The following is a 20467-nucleotide window of genomic DNA, read 5'->3' on the forward strand; positions in this document are numbered from 1 at the left end:
GGTGGTTTAAGAGATAAACAATAATGAAAAATAATGGAAAGTGTTATGAATAAGACCAAACTGGCAATGGTTTGTGCGTTGCTAACAACGATGGCTGGGTGTAACTCAGGATCATCTTCTGATGGCCCTGGTGAGCTTGGTAGCCCTAACATCAAAGGGGATCCTTCACTGGATAAAATTTATTCCTACCAAGAGAGTGATTTATCCACCACGGCCATCGAGTGTACCAAGATTTACAAACAAAATCTGTCTTGCTCGTTGGAAAAAATACGCCCAATCGGTGCTAATCGAACCGAGGATATTACCCTTGAAGAGATTCAAAGTCGGCTGCTCGTATCACATCAATGGATGGCAGAAAGCTTTATCGCAGCACTTAAAGCGATAAATGATCAAGATTTGCTGAATTTGTTCAAACCACTGAACACGATAGTCCTGAGTTATGACATCCGTCCTTCTTTTTATCATTCACGGACTGCATCAATGTACATTGATGCTCGCTACCTTTGGCGAGATTACTCCGATTGGAGAACGATTCATCAACAAGACGATTATCGTAAGGAGTTCGCTCGAGAGTTTACGTACGAAAATGCGTCTCGTTATGTCTATGGCCAGACACTTAACTACGTAACAGTCTCCAATCAGTATGATTCGAAGCGAAATAGCACTCGCAGTGCAGAGAAGATTGCCCCCGGCCTATTTAGGCTGTTGGCGCATGAACTGGCACATGCCAATGATTTGCTTCCCCCCAACGACCTACTTCAGCTCGCTAGCCGTGGCACTATCCTTAATGAGATTGAAGATGCCAATCACATCTACTCTCAGCTTAGCTCCGCACACGGTTTAACGTCGCAACTGCTTCTTGAGGCGGCAGCGACATCGTTTCATGGTAAACCGATGACGGACCTAGTGAGAAATTCAACGGGAGAGCAGGCTGGAGGAGAATTTGAAACAGACGGTGCCGCTGCCTTTTATGGCTATTCGACCGAACGAGAAGATGTCGCAACGTTGTTTGAAAGCTATATGATGTACAAAAAATATGGCGCTATTGATGAAGTGGCCTTTGTAAGCGTTCCCCAAACAGAAGCATACACCTGTGATGACTGGAAAATACTTTGGGGACAAAGAGATCGTTTATCCGATAAAAATGTACGCAGTAGAGCACTGTTTGTTGCTCAGCAAATTCTCGATCAAACGCCTCAAGTAATCGAGGAGAATTTGCCTCCTGTTTCCTCAGTGCCAACGGCGATGCCAATAGGAAAAGGGTGGTGTGAGACTCTAGGGGCTAATTATGATAGTGCCGCAGGTGCTCGTTTTGCTGCTCCGTATTTTAAAGCAGGAGAGCGCTTTGGTTACCTAGAAGATATCGGTGCTAAAGAGTGATCATTTGCTCGTAACATATATCCCAGCCAAAGAGCTGGGATATTTTTATCTCACGGTACAGGATTGCTGCACAAACGGATTATGATTGCCTTGAATCTTGGCAATGCGATCATCTCTTGTGCACTCCCATTCATCAACGGGGTATGATTTGTTCCAAGCCTGCATCAGTTGCTGTTGTTGCTTGGAAAGCTGAAAGCCATACTCTTGACTCATGTAGAGATAGGTTCGAGCAATAGACCCACGAGCTCTGTCTGGCGGCATGACTTTACGTTGTTTGAAGTTGACCTGCATTTCACAGCGCCCATAACTGACACCATCCATGCCATTCCACTGACTGAAGTTGAAGTTTGAACGATCGCCATTGACTTCACCGATCGCTGGCGTGAGGTTATGTAAGTCCGCTTCCATCAAGCGAAACTGTTGATCATTTTTACTGCAGTTTTTGCGTCCACCTTTTTGCCAGCATTGACGCTGGTGGCCAAATTGCCAAGCAGGGACGACATGTTCCCATTCTATACGCGATGCGCGAGTTTGCTGTTTGCGTACTTGGTAGCCACATGCCTCCAAGTTAGGAATGCCTTTCTTGCCTTGCCATTCAATGTCGCAGCCACAGTAAAAGCTAATGGGATGATCTTGGTAGATCTTCACCGCCTGTTGTTTGGCGGCAGAGAAGGAGCTGGGTGGCGCGGCCTGGATCGCAAAGGCAGTGAACGAGGCAATAAAAATGAATAATCGCTTCATGCTAAAAGTCTTTAAAAAGTATGACTTTTAGCATTCTAACACGCGTATTTTATTCAATGTAATAAGTAAGTTAATAATAGCAACAGGGGGGAGTGCCAAGCTATGAGAGTTGGATGCCGGTGAAGATCAAGGTTTGTCGGCACTTTTGGCAGGTATAGCTTGCCTCATTACGCAGAACTTTGTTGTGGCGACGGATAGTTAGCGGAAACTCGCGACATTGGCAGCGATATTGGAAGGTTTTTCCTTGCACGGAAGCGACAGCAAATTGATGTGTCGTGTTGGCGGGCAAGAGAAAAACTCCTTGCATGATGGATTGCCATTCTGCGCCATGAGGTTTAACTCGGCCATATAACTGATAAGTGAGCAAGTGAGCCACTTCATGAGGAATCACTTCTTCCAAGAAAGCCGTTTTGTTCTCTTTGAACAAAATCGGGTTAAGACGAATTTGATTGAGTTGCAGATACGCCTTACCCGCCGCTTTGCCTCTCAATTGATAGCTAAGAAGTGGCATTGGAAATTGGCGCTGAAAGTAGCGGTTAGCTTTATCGATACAAGCGTGCAGTGCTTTTTGGGCTTGGTAGTGCAGCTCAAACTCGATCTTTTTCATCAAAAATTTGCCCTCATGGTGTGATGAGGGCAAATAATAGCATTATCTGTTGATGCTTCTAGGGGCAAAGACCCTAGTGGTGTTTTTTCTTGATGGTTTCATGGTAGGCGTGCCAAGTGGCGTAGCCAAGTATCGGCATGGTGAAGAGCATACCAATGCCATAAGTGGCAAAGCCAATTAGAATGCCGCCACAAATAATGGCTGCCCAAACAATCATTGCCGGAATGTTGGACTTCACGGCATTAAAGCTGCTGAAAACCGCTGTCATCATATCGACTCGGCGTTCCATCATCATAGGAATCGAAAACGCAGAAATGCTGAAGACGATACTGGCCAGGACAAAACCAACGAGTGAACCAATCACTAAGAAAGGAAGAAACTCTGTAAGTGGTGCTCCTTGCACAGAAGGGTAGAGGGCATGGAGTAAAGCGGCAATGCGCATCCAGAAAATCATGCACACCGCTAACAGCACCGCAAAGGCCCATTGAGAAGAAGAGTTGCGTCCAATGGCTTTCATTGAGTGGAGTAGGCTGGCGCTATGGCCGCGTTCTCTTTCCCAACTGGCATCATACAAACCAAGCGCAAGAAATGGGCCGATGAGCATGTAAACCACTAAGCTGGGCATTACCACCAAATGAGTTCCTTGCCACTCAACCAGTAGCACAATACCGATGGCGGCAGCCATGAAGCATAAGCCATAAAAGGCGCTGATAAGTGGCATTCGAATGAAGTCATGCAAGCCAAGTGCTAGCCAGTGAAACGGGGCGGACACACTGAGTTGGTTACATGGAATAGTGCGAGCGTATTCGTGATCGGGAACGTCCTTTCGTTTTTGCTCCAGATCCGATGGGTCTACGGTACGAGGCATAGCTCCTCCTTGATCGATTCACTGTCAGACTGACGTTGACTGTCAGTAGGTTTCAGATGCGGGGCAAGCTCTCTTTTATTACCGTTAGCATCTGTTTTGTTGTCGTTAAGATGAGAGATAAATCTCATTTAACATTTATTTAACTATCGTTGGAGTTAGTTAAAAATACAAATGCCGTGGCGAATTTTTCGTCGCACAAATGAAAAAGCCTTCGCATTGAGCGAAGGCTTTGGAGAATGAGGTGAGGTTATCTTACTTGATACCAGCAAACTCACGCAGTAGTGCTGCTTTGTCAGTCGCTTCCCATGGGAACTCTTCGCGACCGAAGTGACCGTATGCTGCGGTCTTCTTGTAGATTGGCTGAAGTAGATTCAGCATCTCTTGTAGACCGTATGGACGTAGGTCGAAGAACTGACGTACCGCTTCAATGATGATGTCGTGTGATACTTTCTCAGTACCGAATGTTTCCACCATGATAGAGGTTGGATCAGCAACACCGATTGCGTAAGACAGTTGGATTTCACAGCGATCTGCCATACCCGCCGCGACGATGTTTTTCGCTACGTAACGTGCTGCGTAAGCAGCTGAACGGTCTACTTTCGATGGATCTTTACCAGAGAAAGCACCACCACCGTGACGAGCTGCGCCGCCGTAGGTATCAACGATGATCTTACGACCAGTCAAACCACAGTCACCCATTGGACCACCGATAACGAAACGGCCGGTTGGGTTGATGAAGTATTTGGTTTCTTTGTTTAGCCACTCAGAAGGAAGAACTGGCTTGATGATCTCTTCCATGACCGCTTCGCGAAGATCCGGTGTGGAAATAGAATCGCAGTGCTGAGTTGAAAGAACAACCGCATCAATACCAACAATTTTGCCTTGCTCGTATTGGAAAGTAACCTGTGATTTTGCATCAGGACGCAACCATGGCAGTGTGCCATCTTTACGAACTTTCGCTTGACGCTCCATTAAACGGTGAGCGTAAGTGATGGGTGCTGGCATAAGGACTTCAGTTTCGTTACATGCGTAACCGAACATGATGCCTTGGTCGCCCGCGCCTTGCTCTTTAGGATCGGCTTTATCAACACCTTGGTTGATGTCTGGAGACTGTTTACCGATAGTGTTCAGTACTGCACATGAGTTTGCATCGAAACCCATATCTGAATGTACATAACCAATTTCACGCACCGTTTCACGAGTTAACTCTTCGATATCAACCCATGCTGAAGTGGTGATTTCACCACCAACCATTACCATGCCAGTTTTTACGTACGTTTCACATGCAACACGCGCTTTTGGGTCTTGTTCAAGAATCGCATCAAGAACCGCATCAGAAATCTGGTCTGCAATTTTATCTGGATGACCTTCTGAAACCGACTCAGAAGTAAACAGGTGCTTAGCCATGAGAGCTCCACTTTTGTTAATCTATTCTGCTGTGAGAATGCATACTCCAGCAGCAGGAAATACAATAATATTTGTAGGTGTTTCTACATCTAGACGTCTATTCTAGTTTTTAATGCTCGAATTACAAGCTCTTTTTTATTATTAGCGAAAACCAAACGTTTGCTTGGTTGAGTGAGAAAATGTTTTTTTCTCAGTGAAATGGCATTAAGTCGCTTACATTTCCACAAATTGTTCAGGTAAATCGTTTGCAGTCGAGAGATTGCTTTGCGAAAATAATCGCCACTCGATTTTCTATGTTATCAATTCGCTTAATGCACTCAGGAGCAGACATGCCTTCTCGTAAACATCTCGCTAATGCAATCCGCGCACTCAGCATGGACGGCGTACAAAAAGCAAACTCAGGCCACCCAGGCGCACCTATGGGTATGGCGGACATCGCTGAAGTTCTTTGGCGTGGCCACCTAAACCACAACCCATCAAATCCAGAGTGGGCTGATCGCGACCGTTTCGTACTCTCTAACGGCCACGGCTCGATGCTGATTTACTCGCTACTGCACTTGAGCGGTTACGAGCTTTCTATCGATGATCTGAAAAACTTCCGTCAGCTTCACTCTAAGACTCCAGGTCACCCAGAGTACGGCTACGCTCCTGGTATCGAAACAACGACGGGTCCTCTAGGCCAAGGCATCACCAACGCGGTTGGTATGGCAATGGCTGAGAAAGCGCTCGCAGCGCAGTTCAACAAACCTGGCCACGACATCGTTGACCACTTCACTTACGTGTTCATGGGTGATGGCTGTCTGATGGAAGGTATCTCGCATGAGGCATGTTCTCTAGCGGGTACGCTAGGCCTTGGTAAACTGATTGCATTCTGGGATGACAATGGCATCTCTATCGACGGTCACGTTGAAGGCTGGTTCTCTGACGATACGCCTAAGCGTTTTGAAGCATACGGCTGGCACGTTATCCCAGCTGTGGATGGTCACAATGCTGAAGCGATCAACGCAGCAATTGAAGCCGCTAAAGCAGATCCTCGCCCAACTCTAATTTGTACTAAGACTATCATCGGTTTTGGTTCACCAAACAAATCGGGTTCTCACGACTGTCACGGTGCACCGTTAGGCGTGGAAGAAATCGCAGCGGCACGTGAATTCCTAGGTTGGGAACACCCTGCATTTGAAATCCCTGCTGATGTTTATGCAGAGTGGGATGCAAAAGCAGCAGGCGCTGCAAAAGAAGCCGCTTGGAATGCGAAGTTCGACGCGTACGCAGCAGCGTACCCAGCCGAAGCTGCCGAGTTTAAACGCCGCGTAAATGGCGAACTGCCAGCGCAGTGGGAAGAGAAAGCAAACCAAATCATTGCGGATCTTCAAGCAAACCCAGCAAACATCGCATCACGTAAAGCATCGCAAAACGCGCTAGAAGCGTTTGGTAAAATGCTGCCAGAATTCATGGGCGGCTCTGCTGACCTAGCGCCTTCTAACCTCACCATGTGGTCGGGTTCTAAGTCGCTAGAAGCCAACGACTTCTCTGGTAACTACATCCACTACGGTGTACGTGAATTCGGTATGACTGCGATCATGAACGGTATCGCACTACACGGTGGTTTCGTACCTTACGGCGCAACCTTCCTAATGTTCATGGAATACGCACGTAACGCAATGCGTATGGCGGCTCTGATGAAAGTGCAAAACATCCAAGTGTACACGCACGATTCTATCGGTCTTGGCGAAGATGGCCCAACTCACCAACCAGTTGAGCAAATCGCATCGCTACGTCTAACGCCAAACATGAGCACATGGCGTCCATGTGACCAAGTGGAATCTGCAGTGGCATGGAAACTGGCGATTGAACGTAAAGATGGTCCATCAGCACTGATTTTCTCTCGTCAAAACCTAGCACAGCAACCACGCAGCGCTGAGCAAGTGGCAGACATCGCCAAAGGTGGTTACATCCTGAAAGACAGCGATGGTAAGCCTGAGCTCATCCTAATCGCAACGGGTTCAGAAGTTGAGCTAGCAGTGAAAGCGGCAGAACAACTAACCGCTGAAGGTAAGAAAGTACGTGTGGTTTCAATGCCTGCTACTGATACTTTCGACAAACAAGACGCGGCTTACCGTGAAGCAGTACTGCCATCAGACGTAACGGCACGTATCGCTATCGAAGCGGGTATTGCTGACTTCTGGTACAAGTACGTTGGCTTCGACGGTCGCATCATCGGTATGACTACCTTCGGTGAATCTGCACCAGCAGATCAACTGTTCGAAATGTTCGGTTTCACGGTAGAAAATGTGGTGAACACAGCGAAAGAACTTCTCGCGTAAGCTGAAGAAGATAAAAGAAAAACCGAGCGTCAAAGCTCGGTTTTTTTGTGCCTATTCAAATTCTTTTCCCCAATTGTCCTTCTCTTTGTGCCCACATTCCTTGCAGGTGGCATAGCGATCCATATCGTAATAGTGACCGCCATTTATCAGGGTATGAGCCCAAAGCTTTAAAGTTCCAAGAATCGTTTTATCCGTATCATAGCGACTTGGCTTACGGACCAGCACTTCTGAGTGCGGTGTTTCTTTATTGCATCGCTTGCAAAAGTGAGCAGCGGGAAAACCAGACATACGCGTTTCCTTTTGGTGATCAAACAAGGAGCTAAAGTGCCAAGTGAAATACGCGACGTCTCAATTCAATATATTGGTGAAATGAATGTCTCTGGAAGTGAAAAGAGAGTTTACCGCGACTGAGATCACTTACTTAATGCGTTTAGCCTGCGTATCGGGTACTATCTGTGACACGAAATTTTTGGTGAGGCGAAGGATAGATGCTAAAAGTTGCGATCAATGGATTTGGACGTATCGGTCGTAATGTTCTGCGCGCCGTGTATGAAAGCGGTAAGCATCAACAAATTAAAGTGGTCGCGGTTAATGAGCTTGCTCAACCAGAAGCCATGGCTCACTTGCTACAATATGACACCAGTCATGGCCGTTTTGGCAAGAGAATCTCCCACGATCAAGAACATCTCTACGTTCACCATGACGCCTGCCCTCAAGGTAAGGGAGAATTTGACTCTATCCGTATTCTGCACCTTTCCGAAATCAATCTTCTGCCTTGGCGTGACCTCGAGGTCGATCTGGTCCTCGATTGTACGGGTGTGTTTGGTTGTCAGGCTGATGGGCTAGAACACATCAAAGCCGGAGCGAAAAAAGTGCTGTTTTCGCATCCAGGTGCCAGTGACCTCGACAACACCATCATCTATGGTGTTAACCATGAAACCTTGAAAGCCGAGCACAACGTCGTTTCCAACGGTTCGTGTACCACTAACTGTATTGTGCCGATCATTAAAGTGTTGGACGAGGCATTTGGTATTGAATCTGGTACCATTACCACCATTCACTCTTCGATGAATGATCAACAAGTGATTGATGCCTACCATAGCGATTTACGCCGCACCCGAGCCGCAAGTCAATCCATCATTCCAGTTGACACCAAGTTGCATAAGGGAATTGAAAGAATCTTCCCGAAATTTTCCAACAAATTTGAAGCTATTTCAGTGAGAGTGCCGACAGTAAACGTCACTGCAATGGATTTAAGTGTCACGATTAATACAAATGTGAAAGTTAATGACGTAAATCAAACCATTGTTAACGCATCTCAGTGTACATTACGTGGCATTGTTGACTATACTGAAGCGCCGCTCGTTTCCATCGACTTTAATCACGATCCCCATAGCGCGATTGTAGATGGTAGCCAAACTCGAGTCAGTAACGGGCATTTGGTGAAAATGCTGGTTTGGTGCGATAACGAATGGGGCTTTGCGAACCGTATGCTGGATACTGCGCTCGCAATGCAAGCTGCCCAATAGTCGTATCGGCAGCGTCGGAGAAAATTTATTTTTAGCCTTGAAATAAATTCGTAATGACTCCATATCAATAACCAGTTTGAAGAATTAACAGGCTTGGCAGGGTTGCCGAGTTTTCAAAAACTTTATTTTTAATATTTGAGAGGACACATCATGTCTGTAATCAAGATGACTGACCTGGATCTAGCAGGTAAACGTGTATTCATCCGTGCTGACCTAAACGTGCCAGTAAAAGACGGTAAAGTAACTTCTGATGCACGTATCATCGCATCTCTTCCTACTATCAAGCTATGTCTAGAAGCTGGCGCGAAAGTAATGGTCACTTCTCACCTAGGTCGTCCTACTGAAGGTGAATACGCAGAAGAGTTCTCTCTACAACCAGTTGTTAACTACCTAAACGACGCGCTAGATTGCGAAGTGAAACTGGCTAAAGATTACCTAGATGGTCTTGAGCTAAACGCTGGTGAACTTGTTGTTCTTGAAAACGTTCGCTTTAACAAAGGCGAGAAGAAAAACGACGAAGAACTTTCTAAGAAATACGCGGCACTATGTGACGTATTCGTAATGGATGCATTCGGTACGGCTCACCGTGCACAAGCGTCAACTCACGGTGTGGGTATGTTTGCTGAAGTAGCGTGTGCTGGTCCTCTACTTGCTGCTGAACTAGAAGCACTAGGCAAAGCAATGAGCAACCCAGAGCGCCCGCTAGTTGCTATCGTTGGTGGTTCAAAAGTGTCTACTAAACTAACGGTTCTTGAGTCGCTATCTAAAATCGCTGACCAACTTGTTGTTGGTGGTGGTATCGCGAACACATTCATCGCAGCTGAAGGTCACAATGTAGGTAAGTCTCTATACGAAGCGGATCTTGTTGAAACTGCACAAAAACTGATGAAAGAGTGTGCAATTCCTGTCGCGACTGACGTAGCGTGTGCGAAAGCATTCGACGAGAACGCAGAAGCGGAAATCAAACATGTTTCTGAAGTACAAGACGACGACATGATCTTCGACCTTGGTCCAGACTCAACGGCTGCACTAGCTGAAATCATCGCAAACGCGAAAACTATTCTGTGGAATGGCCCTGTTGGTGTATTCGAGTTCAAAAACTTCGAAGCGGGTACTAAAGGTATTTCTGAAGCGATCGCTCAGTCTCCAGCATTCTCTGTAGCAGGCGGTGGCGATACGCTAGCGGCTATCGACAAGTTCGGTATCAAAGCGGACGTATCTTACATCTCTACTGGCGGCGGTGCGTTCCTTGAGTTTGTAGAAGGTAAAGTACTTCCAGCAGTTGAAATGCTAGAAGCACGCGCTAAGTAATTAAACGAAGGCGGGGGTAACTCTCCCGCTTTCTTGTTTGCGGCACATCTCATTTTTGCTAGAATAGCGCGAGTTGTGAGCAAACGTTTGCAAGAATTTAAACTTAACGAGTTTTATTTTTAAAACGACAGATAAATAGGATTACATCCATGTCTAAGATCTTCGATTTCGTAAAACCAGGTGTTATCTCTGGTGATGACGTTCAGAAAGTATTTGAAGTAGCAAAAGAAAACAACTTCGCTCTTCCAGCTGTAAACGTAGTAAACACTGACTCAATCAACGGTGTTCTTGAAGCAGCTTCTAAAGTGAAAGCGCCAGTTGTTGTTCAGTTCTCTAACGGCGGTGCTGCTTTCTTCGCTGGTAAAGGCGTGAAACTTGAAGGTCAAGGTGCTCAAATCCTTGGTGCTATCGCTGGTGCGAAATACGTACACGCAGTTGCTGAAGCTTACGGTGTGCCAGTAATCCTACACACTGACCACGCTGCTAAGAAGCTACTTCCATGGATCGACGGTCTACTAGACGCAGGTGAAGAGTTCTTCGCTCAAACTGGTAAGCCTCTATTTTCTTCTCATATGATTGACCTTTCTGAAGAGTCTCTAGAAGAGAACATCGAAATCTGTGCTAAGTACCTAGCGCGTATGGAAAAAATGGGTATGACTCTAGAGTTTGAACTAGGTTGTACTGGTGGTGAAGAAGACGGCGTAGACAACTCTCACATGGATCAGTCTGAGCTATACACTTCTCCAGAAGACGTTGCTTACGCTTACGAGAAACTGATCCCAATCAGCCACCGTTTCACTATCGCAGCATCTTTCGGTAACGTGCACGGTGTTTACCAAGCAGGTAACGTTGTTCTAACTCCAACTATCCTACGTGATTCTCAAGCTTACTGTTCTGAGAAATTTGGTATTGCTCCAAACGCACTAAACTTCGTATTCCACGGTGGTTCTGGTTCTTCTGAAGCAGAAATCAAAGAGTCTATCAGCTACGGTGTTATCAAAATGAACATCGATACTGATACTCAGTGGGCAACTTGGGATGGTATTCGTCAATACGAAGCGAAGAACCACGATTACCTTCAAGGTCAAATCGGTAACCCAACTGGCGAATCTGCGCCAAACAAGAAATACTACGATCCACGTGTATGGCTACGTGCTGGCCAAGAGTCAATGGTTGCTCGTCTAGAGAAAGCATTCGCTGACCTTAACGCAGTTGACGTACTGTAATTCTGAACAGAATGATTTGCAGACAAAACCCGCTCTCTGAGCGGGTTTTTTTATACCACTTGCTGACGGATAGAAAAACTCTGGCACAGTTTGAAATAATTGCTTAATCTTGATCAGCGATATTGAACGGAGTGTAAATCTCTGTTTTGACAGCTTTTGCAAAAACCTGACTTTGCAAAATGTCAAAAATGAGATATCGTGCCAAAATTCTGACGCATATTCAGATGACTAACAAGAACGGGCGTATATATAACGCCAGTACCATTTTTAAAGTCATAACTTGAGGAATAACATTATGGCAGGTGAAACAGTGGGGATTGATACCTCATTAGTGGATGGTCTAAATCAGGCTGAAACTTGGCTAACCAACAATTCAGATCTACTGATTCAGTACGGTGTGAACATCATTTCTGCGATCGTCATTCTGTTCATTGGTAACATCATTGTGAAAGCCGTTGCGAACAGTGTATCGAAAGTTCTTAATAAGAAAGAAATGGACAAAGCGGTTGTGGAGTTTATCCACGGTTTAGTTCGTTACTTGCTGTTTGTTATCGTATTGATTGCCGCTTTAGGCCGTGTTGGTGTTGAAACCGCCTCTGTTGTTGCAGTGATCGGTGCGGCGGGTCTTGCTGTTGGTCTTGCTTTGCAAGGTTCTCTATCAAACTTTGCTGCTGGTGTTTTGATTGTTGCATTCCGTCCGTTTAAATCGGGTGACTACGTGGAAATCGGTGGTGTAGCGGGTTCTGTTGAAGCGATTCAGATCTTCCAAACGGTCTTGAAAACTCCTGACAACAAGATGGTGGTTGTACCTAACTCAGGTGTGATTGGTGGTGCGATCACTAACTATTCTCGCCATGCAACACGCCGTGTCGATCTAATGATCGGTGTTTCATACAAATCGGATCTGAAGAAAACGAAACAAGTGATCCGTGAGACGCTAGAAAAAGATGCGCGTATTTTGAAAGATCCAGACATGACGATCGGTGTTGTCGCCCTGGCAGATTCATCAGTGAACTTCGTGGTACGCCCATGGTGTAAAACAGAAGATTATTGGAATGTTTACTTTGATTCTATGCAAGCTATCAAAGAAGCACTGGATGCGAATGGCATCGAAATTCCATTCCCACAAATGGATGTGCACCTAAACAAGGTGGACTAAATCCAAATCGAAAAAAGCGAGGTTACGACCTCGCTTTTTTGTTTCCGTCACAGCACGGTTTATTGCTGTTAAGCCAAAAGAGACTTAGTAAGAAGCGCAGCGATGGTAAACATCATAGCCGCCACCGCAATGTCGATCCCTCTCTTCACTTTAGGCTTTGATAATGTTGGCCCTAGTTTTGCGGCACCCATGGAGAGTGCGTAGAACCAAGTGAACGATGCCAGTGTTGTTCCAATCGCAAAGGCAATGCGATCGTGACCTTCAAATTGGCCGCCAATCGAGCCTAAAATCACAACCGTATCCAAATACAGATGTGGATTTAATACCGTAACAGCCAAGGCACCCAAAATGACCATTCTGCGTCCACGAGCAATCACTTCATGATGCTTCTCAACTTGCTCGATGGGTTTAAAGGCGCTTTTGAGCGACATCAAACCGTAAACACTGAGAAAGGCAATACCGCCTAATGTCACCACGGTAAGCAGCACTTCATTTTGCGAGAGAATGGCACCACCGCCAAAAATACCCAGAGAAATAAACACCATATCTAAGACACTGCAAACAGCTGCAGTCGTTAAATGGTGGTTACGTTTGACGCCCTGATTGAGAACGAAGGCATTTTGTGCCCCAATGGGAATAATCATGGTGGCACCTAAACCAAAGCCTTGTAGTAACACCCAAAAATTCACGATAAACCTCGGTAACAATGATCTAATGATAAAGAGAATGTGAGCAAGGTATCGTTTTAACTGGCATAAGTATAATTAATGATTTTAATCCTATATAAGCAAGGCTGATTTGTTTGAGGTAAGTGTCATGCGTGGTTTAGATTACAAATGGATAGAAGCGTTAGATGCTGTCGTTGCACAAGGTGGATTTGAGCGAGCCGCGGAAGAATTGTACATCTCTCAATCGGCGGTATCACAGAGAATTAAACAACTAGAGCGCTTTTTGGCGCAACCAGTGCTAATACGTGAACAGCCACCTAAACCAACACCTGTGGGAAAGAAGTTGTTGGGCTTGTATCGACGCGTGCGCATTCTTGAATATGAGCTGATTCCTGAGCTCATGAACGATGACACAGCAAAGCCCATTCAACTGGCTTTGGCAACCAACGCGGATAGTTTGGCTACGTGGTTACTGCCAGCACTCAAAGAGGTGATGACACTGCGACAAGTAGAACTTAATTTAGCCATTTATGGAGAATCTCGCTCCATTGAAAAGCTAAAGAGTGGTGAAGTTGCTGGTGCGATAAGCCTTGAGTCGCAACCCATTGCGGGGTGTAAAGCCGACTACCTTGGGCGAATGGATTATGTTTGTGTCGCCAGTCCGGATTTTTATCAACGTTATTTTGCTGCAGGGGTGAATTACCAAACGTTGCGTAAAGCGCCTGCTGTGTCTTATGACCAATATGATGATCTTCATAACCGTTTTTTGCACGACCATTTCAACATCTCTCGCGATTCCATCATCAATCATAATGTTGGAAGCTCAGAAGCGTTTGTCCGTCTTGCCGTTTCAGGAATTGCCTACTGCTTGATTCCTAAACTGCAAATCGAACAAGAGTTGGCGTCGGGCGTACTGATGGACATCACGCCAGGATTTTTATTGTCTTACCGTATTTATTGGCATCATTGGCAGCTAGAGAGCGGGGTGTTGAAGGAAATTTCGCAAGCGATTGTTCAATACGCACAAGCTCATTTACCCCAGTAGAGGCGACTCAGGGGAGCATTAGCACAGAGATAACAGAGTCAAAGTTGTGTAAGAAGTGTTCATGAGATATTGGTTAATCTGCTAAACCTTCTATTATCAAGACAGTTTCTTTACAGAAGGTTTATGGCATGAAATGGTTTCCTACAAGCGTGGTGCTTTCGGCAAGTTTGGTCGCGGGTTATGCAATGGCAGAGGCCCCCAACTTCGCTCACCTGTCAACAACGGGTTATGGTGAAGTGGTTGCAAAACCGGATATGGCGATATTTACGGTGAAAGTGGTGGATTCGACCATGACCGCAGAATCCGCCAAACAGTCAGTCGATACCACAGTGGATGCTTTTTTAGTGGCTTTAACCAAGGCGGGAGTGGACAAACAGCAAATCACCAGTACCAATCTCTATCTTGCTCCTCAATATCATTACCCGAAAAATGAAAAGCCAGACCTCGTTGGTTATCGCGCTTCTCGTAGTGTCACGGTGAAAGTCGCCAACTTAGCAAACCTTAATGCCTATCTTGATCTTGCGTTGAATGCGGGGATCAATCAGGTGGATAATATTCAGTTGTTGGTTAGCAACGAGGCGGAATATCAGCAGCAAGCTCGCCTTGAAGCGATTAAAGATGCGCAGCAGAAGGCGGGATTCTTGGCGAAAGGGTTTGGTAAATCGCTGGGCGAGGTTTGGCAGATCAACTATAACCAGCCGAACGTTCAGCCTGTGTTGATGCGTACGATGATGATGGACGCTAAATCGGAAAGTAACAGCTATCAAGATTCGAGCTTAATCATTCGTGATCAGGTGGATGTGACCTACAAACTCGATTAGAAAAAATGTGAGTCCATAGCAAAGGGCAGGATAACCTGCCCTTTATTGTCTGTGTGATTTAGTGAAGGATACGAGAGCGGATGGTGCCTTCGATGCCTTTCAATTTCACTAATGCTTCTTCAGAACGCTCAGTTTCGACGTCAATCACCACGTAACCAATATCAGCGGATGTTTGTAGGTACTGACCAGCAATGTTGATCCCTTCTTCAGCAAAAATGGTGTTGATTTGCGTCAGAATGCCCGGGCGGTTTTGGTGAATGTGCAGCAAGCGTGAACAGCTGCGATGTTCTGGCAGTGACACTTCAGGGAAATTAACGCTAGACAGCGTTGAGCCGTTGTCTGAATACTTCGCTAATTTGCCTGCGACTTCAACACCAATGTTCTCTTGTGCTTCTTGAGTTGACCCTCCAACGTGTGGAGTAAGAATCACGTTGTCGAATTTTTGCAATGGCGACTCGAAAGGATCTGCGTTGGTTGCAGGTTCTACCGGGAACACATCGATTGCTGCACCAGCAATATGACCTGATTCGAGTGAATGGCAAAGCGCTTCGATATCCACAACGGTGCCACGTGCCGCGTTAATGAAGATAGATCCTGGCTTCATGCGCGCAAACTCTTCTGTGCCCATCATGTTTTTCGTGTCTGGAGTCTCAGGTACGTGTAAAGAAATTACGTCACACTTGTTGAGTAGTTCACTCATTGTGTGCACTTGCGTTGCGTTGCCCAATGACAGTTTGTTTTCAATGTCGTAGAAGTAAACACGCATACCCAAGTTTTCAGCAATAATACCGAGCTGAGTACCGATATGGCCGTAACCAATAATACCAAGACGCTTACCACGAGCTTCGTAAGAATTGTCGGCACTCTTTTTCCAAATACCACGGTGTGCCAAGGCATTTTTTTCTGGAATACCACGAAGTAACAGCAGGATTTGACCCAACACTAATTCCGCTACGCTTCGCGTGTTAGAGAATGGGGCATTAAACACAGGAATACCACGTTTTGCCGCCGCATTCAGATCCACTTGGTTGGTGCCAATACAGAAGCAGCCAATCGCAACCAGTTTTTGCGCTGCGTTAATGACTTCTTCGGTTAAGTTGGTGCGAGAGCGAATACCGATGAAGTGCGCATCTTTAACCGCTTCTAGAAGATCCGCATCCGACAAGGAACCCTTGTGGTACTCGATATTGGTGTAACCTGCCGTTTGTAGCACTTCTACCGAAGAAGGGTGGAGGCCTTCAAGAAGTAAGATTTTTATTTTCTCTTTTTCCAGTGAAACTTTGGCCATTGTTTTCGTCCTTAAAATGGAAAGGTGGGCTAATTTGGCGCACGTTAAACAAAATCGTTAAGAGCAGTGAAATTAACAGTTTTGGCGGAGGACAAACGTTTCCTTGTGCGTCTTCTGCTCAATAAAGTAACAAAAAATTTTTGTTTTGGGTAAGAAAATTACGGAATAAGAGATAATTTTCTTCAAGAAAGTCATAAAAAACGGCGCCCTTGGGCGCCGTCTGTAATCAAATAACGGAAAATAGCGCAAAACCAGCTATTTATTCCTCAATTTTGGCGCCTTCTGGAGTGCCGGTGATGACCACGTCAGCACCGCGATGAGCAAATAGGCCGACAGTGACGACACCTGGGATGCCGTTGATCTGATCTTCCAGCTGTTTTGGATTGGTGATCTTCATACCGTAAACATCAAGGATGACGTTACCGTTGTCAGTAATCACTCCTTCGCGGTAACAAGGATCACCACCAAGTTTAACCAATTGACGCGCAACGTATGAGCGAGCCATTGGGATGACTTCAACAGGAAGAGGGAAAGTCCCAAGAACATCGACAGCCTTTGTGCCATCAACGATACAGATAAACTTGTCCGCAATCGCCGCAACGATCTTCTCGCGAGTGAGCGCCGCGCCACCACCTTTGATCATTTCACGATCGGCGTTGATTTCGTCCGCGCCATCAACATAAATGTCTAAAGAGGCAACTTCATTGCAGTCGAAAATTTTAATACCTAGCGCTTCAAGTTTCTCTGTTGATGCAACAGAGCTGGATACCGCACCTTTGATCTCTTCACTCATGGTTCCAAGAGCATCGATGAAGTGATTAACCGTTGAGCCTGTTCCTACGCCAACAATGCTGCCTTTTTCCACATATTTGAGCGCTGCCCAACCAGCGGCTTTTTTCATTTCATCTTGAGTCATGCTCATCTCCTGAATTGATGAAGGATAGTTCGTGCCGCGCGATTATAACGAGTTAAACGTCGTTTTCCCATTGCCAGATTTGGCTTGGGGTCACGATCTTAGGCAAAGGAATATCCCAAACTTCGCAAGGTAGCTGCTCAACATGCTGGCAATCATGGGCGATACCGATAGGCTTGGCACCTAAGCCAGTGCGAAACCAACGCTCTAAGGTGCGGTCATAGTAGCCGCCTCCCATACCGAGCCTTTGCCCTGTGCTGTCAAAGGCGACCAGTGGCGTACAAATTAAATCAAGCTCTGCGAGTGGGATGATATGACGTTTATCAAGCTTGGGCTCAAGGATACCGTAGCGGTTGTAGATCAAATCGGTGTGGCGATGGTAGTGCAGAAAAAGAAGCTGCCCTTTGGAAAAAGGATGGATGACTGGGAGATACACTTGCTTACCCAGTTCCCAAAGCCATTCAATCAACGGTTTGGTATCGAGCTCTCCGTCAGCAGAAAGATAGAGGGCGATGTGTTGCGCGTCAGTGAGTTCATCGAGCTGGGCAAAGTGGGCTGTCAAATCCAGCGCAGCTTGATATTGAGTATCACTGCATAATTGATTGCGTCTTTGGCGGATAAGTGTACGGATGTCTTGCCGGGAAAGATTTTGCATAGAGGATACCCCAGAGTGCCGTCGCGGATTGTGGCCCTTGAACCAGCTGGTTCAAGGCGGATCGGCAATGATTACCGTAGGCTTCTCGGTACGGGCCAAGCTTGCTCAATAGCGATCAAGTACCAACCCTTTGGTGTTGCTTATCGGCTCAGGGACTTTAATCCGGCTGACAAACACTCCAGGGTAAAATGCTGTTATTGCGCCGATCCTTGCGTGACTTTCATTAGCGCTTTATCAAGCGAATCGGTGAGCTGTTCCATTCGCTCTACCATCAGTTGTTGCTGTTCATTGCTCGCACTGCTCTTGCTGTTGAGCTCGTAACAGATGTTCAGTGCTGCGAAAGTCAGTAACTGGATCTCATTAGTTACCTTAGTACGTTCGCTCATCTCTTTCAAACGGGCATCGAGATCTTGAGCAGCTGCGACCAACGCCTCTTCCTGCCCTGGAGGACAGTTAACACGGGTGATTTTGCCAAGAATTTCAACGTCTACCGCTTGGTTGCTCATGATGGATTAACTCTATAACGCGCGAACTGAGATGCTGTACTCAACAACGACTGAGGAACAAACTATAGGTAAAGCGCTATCAAGATTCAAGCATTTCACAACGTCTTGAGATAAATGTGACAACAAGAAGTCAGTTATTGGACAATTTGCTCATTTGCTATGCAGAAAACGCGTTTATCATCGTTTTCGCTCAAGGCGCTAAATGGTAGGATTACTCCCCACAGATGATCACTATGAAGAAAGACAATGAGTAAAAATCAACTTCCAAGCTACCAAGTCGTTGCTGATGAAATGAAAATGGCCACTCTGGCGGTAACTCCAGCGGAGCTGCATGGATTACTTGCAGGCATGATCAGTGGTGGTTTGTCACAGCAAGATCAAAGTTGGCAGCCAATGTTGTTTGATTATACCAATGATGGCATGGGTTGGCCGAGTGCGGCGTTGGAACAGGCGCAAGCGTTGTTTAACGTGACTTCAGCTCAGTTAACCAGTGATGAAATGGTGTTAAACCTGTTGTTGCCAAACGCAGAAGGTGAAGAAGCCATTTTTGCGTTGGCGGATGCCCTTTCTGATTGGGTTAATCATTATATTTCTGGCTTGGGCTTAGCGGGAGCAGCGCTCAACAAGGCGTCAGAAGAGGCGAAAGAAGCACTGGCGGATCTCGAAGAGATGGCTCGTCTCGGTGTTGATGAAGACGACGATTTGCAAGAGCAGGCAGAGCTGCTGGAACAAGTTATTGAACATGTTAAAGCGTGTACGTTGCTGATTCATGCAGAGTTTGGCGCCAAAACGTCTTCCTCTGAAACCCCGACCATTCATTAATCTTAGGGGCGGAAATGACGCAATATGATGTTGTAATTGCAGGCGGAGCAATGGCTGGGGCGACGCTCGCTTTGGCACTTTCGCACCTGACGGATAATAAATTGAACGTCGCGGTTGTCGAACCTTATCAGGTTGATACCAGTCACCCGGGGTTCGATTCTCGCTCAATAGCACTCTCATATGGCACCGTTGATATTTTGCGTCGTTTCCAACTCTGGTCATCGATAGCGCCTTGTGCCACGCCGATTACGGATATTCACGTTTCTGATCGCTCTCATCTGGCAATGACCGATATTTCCGCGCAACAAGTTGGCGTTGACGCACTGGGTTATGTGGTGGAGCTGGCGGATGTTGGGAGCATCTATCAGTCGTTATTGCAGCGTTGTGAGTCCATTTCCCTCTACACCCCTGACGCAGTGGAACGCGTTGAGCGATTCACGGATAGCGTTGCGGTGCATTTGAATAATGGAGAAACGCTGCAGGCAAAACTGCTGGTGGCCGCTGATGGGGCTGTCTCCAACTGTTGCCAGCAACTGGGCATGCCCCTTGCGCAGCATGATTTTGAACAAACCGCTGTCATTGCTAATGTTGTGACAGAACAGGCGCATCGTGGGCGTGCGTTTGAACGCTTTACTGAGCATGGTCCAGTCGCGTTGCTGCCGATGTCTGACAATCGCATGTCTTTGGTGTGGTGTCTGCCTCCGGATTTAGCTGAGCAGGTGATGTTGCTTTCTGAAGAGCAATTTTTGGCACGTTTGCAGCAAGAGTTTGGTTGGCGGTTAGGTCAAATGCAAAAAGTGGGTATGCGAGCGAGTTATCCGCTGATATTACGTCATCGAGAGCAGAACATCTCTCATCGCTTTGCTGTGGTAGGTAACGCGGCGCAAACCTTACATCCGATTGCAGGACAAGGGTTTAATCTTGGCATTCGCGATGTGGCCTCACTGGCAGAAGAGATCACCAAGCAGCTTGATGATGTTGGGGCGTATTCTTCTCTTATGCGCTTTAAGCAGCGCCGTTGTGGTGACCGACAGAACACCATTTGGATGACGACCAGTTTGGTACACCTTTTCTCTAATGATTACCTTGCACTCAGAGTGGCTCGCAACCTCGGGCTAGTGATGATGGATAATCTTTCTGGGCTGAAACAGCCACTATTACGCCAGACATTAGGTCTGGTGAGCCGATAGCGAGTAA

Annotated in this window: 20 protein-coding genes and 1 other RNA gene; 10 read left to right on the plus strand and 11 right to left on the minus strand. The window is 46.4% G+C overall.

Annotation, left to right across the window (positions count from 1 at the left end):
* Positions 1-45: 45 nt before the first annotated feature.
* Positions 46-1380 (plus strand): hypothetical protein, encoded by a 1335-nt coding sequence (locus PQQ36_RS18420; RefSeq protein WP_225470991.1) that lies wholly within the window; start codon positions 46-48, stop codon positions 1378-1380.
* A 45-nt stretch (positions 1381-1425) separates the two neighbouring features.
* Here the strand turns inward: PQQ36_RS18420 and PQQ36_RS18425 are convergent, their stop codons facing one another.
* The 4 genes from PQQ36_RS18425 to metK all read right to left on the minus strand — a co-directional run bounded on the left by PQQ36_RS18425 (position 1426) and on the right by metK (position 5003).
* The gene (locus PQQ36_RS18425; protein WP_039554694.1) at positions 1426-2121 is read right to left on the minus strand and encodes an endonuclease; all 696 of its coding nucleotides are present in this window, start codon (positions 2119-2121) and stop codon (positions 1426-1428) included.
* 100 nt (positions 2122-2221) lie between these two features.
* Positions 2222-2728: a SprT family zinc-dependent metalloprotease gene (locus tag PQQ36_RS18430; protein WP_011079470.1), complete on the minus strand. Its 507-nt coding sequence runs from the start codon at positions 2726-2728 to the stop codon at positions 2222-2224.
* 73 nt (positions 2729-2801) lie between these two features.
* Positions 2802-3596 carry a DUF2189 domain-containing protein gene (locus PQQ36_RS18435; protein ID WP_011151188.1) on the minus strand — a complete coding sequence of 265 codons (795 nt, stop codon included), beginning with the start codon at positions 3594-3596 and terminating at the stop codon, positions 2802-2804.
* 252 nt (positions 3597-3848) lie between these two features.
* Positions 3849-5003: a methionine adenosyltransferase gene (gene metK, locus PQQ36_RS18440; protein ID WP_011079472.1), complete on the minus strand. Its 1155-nt coding sequence runs from the start codon at positions 5001-5003 to the stop codon at positions 3849-3851.
* A 329-nt stretch (positions 5004-5332) separates the two neighbouring features.
* Here metK and tkt point away from each other — a divergent pair, with 329 nt between their 5' ends.
* Positions 5333-7327 carry a transketolase gene (gene tkt / locus PQQ36_RS18445; protein WP_039508169.1) on the plus strand — a complete coding sequence of 665 codons (1995 nt, stop codon included), beginning with the start codon at positions 5333-5335 and terminating at the stop codon, positions 7325-7327.
* A 51-nt stretch (positions 7328-7378) separates the two neighbouring features.
* On the opposite strand, the gene PQQ36_RS18450 is transcribed toward tkt, so the two are convergent.
* Positions 7379-7615, minus strand: a complete 237-nt coding sequence (locus PQQ36_RS18450) for a hypothetical protein (protein ID WP_273662177.1) — start codon at positions 7613-7615, stop codon at positions 7379-7381.
* Positions 7616-7815: 200 nt separating this feature from the next.
* Here PQQ36_RS18450 and epd point away from each other — a divergent pair, with 200 nt between their 5' ends.
* The 4 genes from epd (at position 7816) to mscS (ending at position 12552) form a co-directional block, all read left to right on the plus strand.
* Positions 7816-8856: an erythrose-4-phosphate dehydrogenase gene (gene epd, locus PQQ36_RS18455; protein ID WP_011079475.1), complete on the plus strand. Its 1041-nt coding sequence runs from the start codon at positions 7816-7818 to the stop codon at positions 8854-8856.
* Positions 8857-9006: 150 nt separating this feature from the next.
* Complete coding sequence (locus PQQ36_RS18460; RefSeq protein WP_011079476.1) at positions 9007-10167, plus strand: phosphoglycerate kinase; 1161 nt, start codon at positions 9007-9009, stop codon at positions 10165-10167.
* A 149-nt stretch (positions 10168-10316) separates the two neighbouring features.
* Positions 10317-11393 (plus strand): class II fructose-bisphosphate aldolase, encoded by a 1077-nt coding sequence (gene fbaA / locus PQQ36_RS18465; RefSeq protein ID WP_011079477.1) that lies wholly within the window; start codon positions 10317-10319, stop codon positions 11391-11393.
* 295 nt (positions 11394-11688) lie between these two features.
* The gene (mscS, locus tag PQQ36_RS18470; protein ID WP_011079478.1) at positions 11689-12552 is read left to right on the plus strand and encodes a small-conductance mechanosensitive channel MscS; all 864 of its coding nucleotides are present in this window, start codon (positions 11689-11691) and stop codon (positions 12550-12552) included.
* 68 nt (positions 12553-12620) lie between these two features.
* Here the strand turns inward: mscS and PQQ36_RS18475 are convergent, their stop codons facing one another.
* On the minus strand, positions 12621-13241 hold the full coding sequence (locus tag PQQ36_RS18475; protein ID WP_273662178.1) for a LysE/ArgO family amino acid transporter: 621 nt from the start codon (positions 13239-13241) through the stop codon (positions 12621-12623).
* A 127-nt stretch (positions 13242-13368) separates the two neighbouring features.
* On the opposite strand from PQQ36_RS18475, the gene PQQ36_RS18480 reads away from it, so the two are divergent.
* Both PQQ36_RS18480 and PQQ36_RS18485 read left to right on the plus strand, forming a co-directional pair.
* Positions 13369-14265 carry a LysR family transcriptional regulator ArgP gene (locus PQQ36_RS18480; RefSeq protein WP_273662179.1) on the plus strand — a complete coding sequence of 299 codons (897 nt, stop codon included), beginning with the start codon at positions 13369-13371 and terminating at the stop codon, positions 14263-14265.
* Positions 14266-14393: 128 nt separating this feature from the next.
* Positions 14394-15086, plus strand: a complete 693-nt coding sequence (locus tag PQQ36_RS18485) for an oxidative stress defense protein (protein WP_273662180.1) — start codon at positions 14394-14396, stop codon at positions 15084-15086.
* Positions 15087-15144: 58 nt separating this feature from the next.
* On the opposite strand, the gene serA is transcribed toward PQQ36_RS18485, so the two are convergent.
* The 5 genes from serA to zapA all read right to left on the minus strand — a co-directional run bounded on the left by serA (position 15145) and on the right by zapA (position 18448).
* Entirely contained in the window at positions 15145-16374 is a 1230-nt protein-coding gene (serA, locus tag PQQ36_RS18490; RefSeq protein ID WP_273662182.1) for a phosphoglycerate dehydrogenase, read from the minus strand.
* A gap of 259 nt (positions 16375-16633) precedes the next feature.
* Positions 16634-17290, minus strand: coding sequence for a ribose-5-phosphate isomerase RpiA (gene rpiA / locus PQQ36_RS18495; protein WP_011079483.1), 657 nt, complete (start codon positions 17288-17290; stop codon positions 16634-16636).
* A 52-nt stretch (positions 17291-17342) separates the two neighbouring features.
* Positions 17343-17942, minus strand: a complete 600-nt coding sequence (locus PQQ36_RS18500; protein ID WP_011079484.1) for a 5-formyltetrahydrofolate cyclo-ligase — start codon at positions 17940-17942, stop codon at positions 17343-17345.
* Positions 17943-17945: 3 nt separating this feature from the next.
* Positions 17946-18130, minus strand: a non-coding RNA gene (gene ssrS, locus PQQ36_RS18505) — 6S RNA.
* Between the two features lie 6 nt (positions 18131-18136).
* A complete protein-coding gene (zapA, locus tag PQQ36_RS18510; protein WP_011079485.1) occupies positions 18137-18448 on the minus strand; it encodes a cell division protein ZapA in 312 nt (103 codons plus the stop codon).
* A gap of 246 nt (positions 18449-18694) precedes the next feature.
* Here zapA and PQQ36_RS18515 point away from each other — a divergent pair, with 246 nt between their 5' ends.
* Positions 18695-19270 carry a YecA/YgfB family protein gene (locus PQQ36_RS18515; protein ID WP_039554682.1) on the plus strand — a complete coding sequence of 192 codons (576 nt, stop codon included), beginning with the start codon at positions 18695-18697 and terminating at the stop codon, positions 19268-19270.
* Between the two features lie 14 nt (positions 19271-19284).
* Positions 19285-20460, plus strand: a complete 1176-nt coding sequence (gene ubiH / locus PQQ36_RS18520; protein ID WP_039554680.1) for a 2-octaprenyl-6-methoxyphenyl hydroxylase — start codon at positions 19285-19287, stop codon at positions 20458-20460.
* The last annotated feature ends 7 nt before the right edge of the window (positions 20461-20467 follow it).

Source organism: Vibrio sp. CCUG 15886, from assembly GCF_028570825.1.
GTDB lineage: Bacteria > Pseudomonadota > Gammaproteobacteria > Enterobacterales > Vibrionaceae > Vibrio > Vibrio vulnificus_B.

Bases quoted from the DNA above. Each gene is read 5' to 3' on its own strand.
- PQQ36_RS18420 (WP_225470991.1), top strand. From the start codon at position 46: ATGAATAAGACCAAACTGGCAATGGTTTGTGCGTTGCTAACAACGATG.
- PQQ36_RS18425 (WP_039554694.1), bottom strand. From the start codon at position 2,121: ATGAAGCGATTATTCATTTTTATTGCCTCGTTCACTGCCTTTGCGATC.
- PQQ36_RS18430 (WP_011079470.1), bottom strand. From the start codon at position 2,728: ATGAAAAAGATCGAGTTTGAGCTGCACTACCAAGCCCAAAAAGCACTG.
- PQQ36_RS18435 (WP_011151188.1), bottom strand. From the start codon at position 3,596: ATGCCTCGTACCGTAGACCCATCGGATCTGGAGCAAAAACGAAAGGAC.
- metK (WP_011079472.1), bottom strand. From the start codon at position 5,003: ATGGCTAAGCACCTGTTTACTTCTGAGTCGGTTTCAGAAGGTCATCCA.
- tkt (WP_039508169.1), top strand. From the start codon at position 5,333: ATGCCTTCTCGTAAACATCTCGCTAATGCAATCCGCGCACTCAGCATG.
- PQQ36_RS18450 (WP_273662177.1), bottom strand. From the start codon at position 7,615: ATGTCTGGTTTTCCCGCTGCTCACTTTTGCAAGCGATGCAATAAAGAA.
- epd (WP_011079475.1), top strand. From the start codon at position 7,816: ATGCTAAAAGTTGCGATCAATGGATTTGGACGTATCGGTCGTAATGTT.
- PQQ36_RS18460 (WP_011079476.1), top strand. From the start codon at position 9,007: ATGTCTGTAATCAAGATGACTGACCTGGATCTAGCAGGTAAACGTGTA.
- fbaA (WP_011079477.1), top strand. From the start codon at position 10,317: ATGTCTAAGATCTTCGATTTCGTAAAACCAGGTGTTATCTCTGGTGAT.
- mscS (WP_011079478.1), top strand. From the start codon at position 11,689: ATGGCAGGTGAAACAGTGGGGATTGATACCTCATTAGTGGATGGTCTA.
- PQQ36_RS18480 (WP_273662179.1), top strand. From the start codon at position 13,369: ATGCGTGGTTTAGATTACAAATGGATAGAAGCGTTAGATGCTGTCGTT.
- PQQ36_RS18485 (WP_273662180.1), top strand. From the start codon at position 14,394: ATGAAATGGTTTCCTACAAGCGTGGTGCTTTCGGCAAGTTTGGTCGCG.
- serA (WP_273662182.1), bottom strand. From the start codon at position 16,374: ATGGCCAAAGTTTCACTGGAAAAAGAGAAAATAAAAATCTTACTTCTT.
- rpiA (WP_011079483.1), bottom strand. From the start codon at position 17,290: ATGACTCAAGATGAAATGAAAAAAGCCGCTGGTTGGGCAGCGCTCAAA.
- PQQ36_RS18500 (WP_011079484.1), bottom strand. From the start codon at position 17,942: ATGCAAAATCTTTCCCGGCAAGACATCCGTACACTTATCCGCCAAAGA.
- zapA (WP_011079485.1), bottom strand. From the start codon at position 18,448: ATGAGCAACCAAGCGGTAGACGTTGAAATTCTTGGCAAAATCACCCGT.
- PQQ36_RS18515 (WP_039554682.1), top strand. From the start codon at position 18,695: ATGAGTAAAAATCAACTTCCAAGCTACCAAGTCGTTGCTGATGAAATG.
- ubiH (WP_039554680.1), top strand. From the start codon at position 19,285: ATGACGCAATATGATGTTGTAATTGCAGGCGGAGCAATGGCTGGGGCG.